Raw genomic sequence first — 3,602 nt, 5'->3', positions numbered from 1 at the left:
TAGGGTGGCCCGATCGAATGTTACAATCCGTGTCAGACCGCCTAGCTGGTCTCGTCAGCTTGGGGGTTTAGCTGCCTTCCGTTGTTACCAGCAACTTAGGCAGCGCTTCAATTTTTGGGAGACAAGCTGATTCAATCGGGAAGTCAAACACGGTTGTACTCAGCTATGAGAAACAAGCCTACGGATAACGAGGGAAACTGTCAAGCATCGTGAGATACTTCGCAACAGTGGCGATCGGCAACATCGATCGACTGAGATTGTGAGGTAGCCTCCTGAGTAATCTCAATTTTGTAGTCAAGTAACTTGGACTCTGAAACTGATTGTTTAATCTGCTGCAAGAGCAGCTTGTAAAAGTTGAATTACCTGATCAATTCCAGTAATCGCTTGTGGGCTACGTGAAAGGATAATTGCATCATTAAGAGCATTTCTCAGAGCAAATTTATCGGTACAGGATTGGATCAAATTATTTAATCGATCGAAGCCATGGGTGATATTTCCCAATGCCACTGTAAATACACAATGAACAGCCTGATTCCAATCACTATCAGCAACCATAAAATCTAGTCCTTTTTGCCAAGATTGTTTTGCCTCGTCTAATTCGCCTCGTTGAACTTGAACAAGACCATAATTCAGCCAAGCTCGATCGAAGTTGTCTTTTTCAAGTACTTGTTGAATTAAGCTTACTGCTGTTTGGAAATCACCTTGAAGTAAATTTAGATATCCTGAATTGTTGCGAAAGGTTAGATTATCTGGTTGTAGATTTAAAGCTTTTTGAAAAGATTCTAAAGACGCTGAATACTGTTCTAATCGATATTGAAGGTGACCAAGTTGTTCTTGCGCAAAAATATAGTTCGGATCTAGTTCGATCGATTTTCCATAAGCAGTAATAGCTTCATCATACTCTTCTTGTTCTCTGTAGATATCACCTAGATTACTGTAGGCAACTGTATGAGCACTGAACAAGTCTGGCGATTCAAGAGCTTGATGATACGATTGAATAGCTAAAGTATTATTTTTAAGCTCTTGGTAGATCTTACCTAAGTTATTGTGAGCTGGAGCAAATTTAGAGTCAATCTCAATCACTTTTTGGTAAGCCACTATTGCTTTGTCATACTGCTCCTGTTCTTTGTAGAGAATGCCTAAATTGTAATAAGTCATAGCATTTTTCGGGTCAAGTTCGATCGCTCTTTCGTAGGCCACGATCGCCTTCTCATACTGTTTCTGCTCTTGGTAGAGATTGCCTAAATTATTGTGAGGAGATGCATATTTCGGATCTAGTTCGATCGATTTTCTGTAAGCAGTAATAGCTTCATCATATTCTTCTTGTTCTCTGTAGATATCACCTAGATTACTATAGGCAAATGTATGAGCACTGAACAAGTCTGGTGATTCAAGAGCTTGATGATACGATTGAATAGCTAAAGTATTATTTTTAAGCTCTTGGTAGATCTTACCTAAGTTATTGTGAGCTGGAGCAAATTTAGAGTCAATCTCGATCGCTTTTTCGTAGGCCGTGATCGCCTCGTCATACCGTTTATGCTCTTGGTAGAGATTGCCTAAGTTGTAGTGAGGAGAGGCATATTTCGGGTCGAGTTCGATCGCTTTTTGGTAGGCACTGATCGCCTCATCATACCGTTTCTGGTAATAGTAGACAGCGCCTAAGCCATTGTGAGGATAGGCAAATTTCGGGTTGAGTTCGATCGCTTTTTGGTAGGCCGTGATTGCCTCGTCATACCGTTTTAAGTTTTGACAGGTTAAAGCCAAATCAAACCAATATTCTGAATCCTCCCCATCAATCTCCACCGCCTGCTGCAAGTCCTTCAGCGCAGCTTCCTCCTGATTATTCCGCCGATACCAACAGCCTCGCCAATCTAGCGCCACCGCCCGCAACTTCTCCTCAATCCCCACCTCCGCCAATAATGCCGTCAGCACCAGAATCGCCTCTTCATAGCGCTTCTCCTGCTGAGCCACCAGCCCCTTCCGCAATCGCTCTCCCCACTGCTGCAACGCCTCACACCCAGCCTCCTGCCCCGCCTGCACCATCACCCCCGCCCAATCCCGCGCAAATGCCTGCGACTGCTTCAGCGCCCGCAAAAATCCATTCAACGCCAACCCCACCTTTCCCTGCGGAGCGACACATAACTCGTGATACACCCGCTCCAACTCCCGCCCCCGCCAAACCCCATCCTTCGCCTCCTTCCCAGCCTCCAGCCCCAACGCCCCCTGCCGTTCCCCATAGTATTTCGCCAACTTGCCATGCACCTCCGCCCAGCGCTTCCCAGACCGCTGCACCCCATAGCGCACCATCTGCTCCCGCACCACCGAGTGATAGCGCCAGCAAGCCCCATCCCGCACCACAAACGCACAACCCTTCAACCACTCAAACGCCCCATCCCCCAACACCGCCACCACATCCTCATCCAGCACCCGCGCACAGGCCCCCTCCAGCGCCAACTGCCGCCTTGCCCCATCCGACTCCCACTTCAAAAACCGCTCCACCGCCACCTCACAATGATCCTCCACCCCAGCCACCGTCGTCGGAGCATTCTGCGCCATCATCGACACCAACAGCGGCAACCCACCCCCCGACAACCGCCAAATCTCCTGAATCACCGCCTCACTCGTAATCCCCTTACTCGCCAAAAACCGCCGCGCCTCCTCCTCCGTAAACAGCTCCAACGGAGATCGAGCAATACACCCCTCCAACTCCACCCAAGCATTGCGATCCAACGGTTCCCGCCCCGCAATACACAACCGGAAATGACTCGTCAAATCATCCCCATACCGACAATCCAACACCGCCCGTAACCAATCATCCAAAAACTTCCCCGTCACCTCATAGGTATCCAACAACAGCACCACCATCTGCTTCGCCGCAATCCGATTCATCTCCTCCAAAAACAGCGGCGTCAGCACCTCCAGCGGCTCCGTCACCAACTGCACCTCATCCTGATTGCGAAACTTCTTCCAAGCAAACGACAGCAACTCCCCACCCTTCTCCGCCAACGCATCCCGATCGACAAACTCCTCCATCACCTCCCCCATCCCAGGAAGCGCCTTCACGCCCCCCAGCAGCACCTTCGTTCCCGTCCGGCCAACCCCCGACCAAATCCCACTCGGAGCCTCCGGATCAGCCTCCAACTCCTGCTTCTTCTGGCGATAAGTCTTATAACGCTCCTGAAACTTCTCAAACTTATACGCCCCATTCTGCGCCGCAAAATCCTGCGCCAACCGCCACAACGCCTCCGGCACATCCTCCACCCGATTCGTCGGCGACCCCTCATCCACATAGGCCGCAATCTGCCCACACTCCTCCGCAATCCGCCGAAACTCCTTCAGCAGCGTCGTCTTCCCTACGCCCCCCTGCCCCGAAATCCCAAAAATCACCGTCTGCGCATCCACATCCGTCACCGAAGCCCGAAACGCCGCCAACTGCTCCTGACGACCAATAAAATCCGATCGCACAATTCGATCGCGCTTCTCTTTCCAAGTCAGACGGGAATTCGCAGCCATACCCAAAACACTATGACAGAAGGAAACTACCCCCCGTTATAACACCACTCCCCACTCCCCAACACCCATCCCCTAAAATAAAAACACCC

General features: G+C 50.0%; 1 protein-coding gene. It reads right to left on the bottom strand.

Features of this window, described 5'->3' with window-relative positions:
• Positions 1-324: 324 nt before the first annotated feature.
• Positions 325-3,513 (bottom strand): tetratricopeptide repeat protein, encoded by a 3,189-nt coding sequence (locus ACN4EG_RS27320; RefSeq protein WP_431633444.1) that lies wholly within the window; start codon positions 3,511-3,513, stop codon positions 325-327.
• Positions 3,514-3,602: the final 89 nt, after the last annotated feature.

The sequence above is a fragment of the Alkalinema pantanalense CENA528 genome (genome assembly GCF_050753345.1).
GTDB lineage: Bacteria > Cyanobacteriota > Cyanobacteriia > Leptolyngbyales > Leptolyngbyaceae > Alkalinema > Alkalinema pantanalense.
This window is presented reverse-complemented; position numbering and strand designations above follow the sequence as displayed.

What these genes read in the sequence shown, in the direction of transcription:
- ACN4EG_RS27320 (WP_431633444.1), bottom strand. Translation starts at nt 3,513, where the DNA reads ATGGCTGCGAATTCCCGTCTGACTTGGAAAGAGAAGCGCGATCGAATT.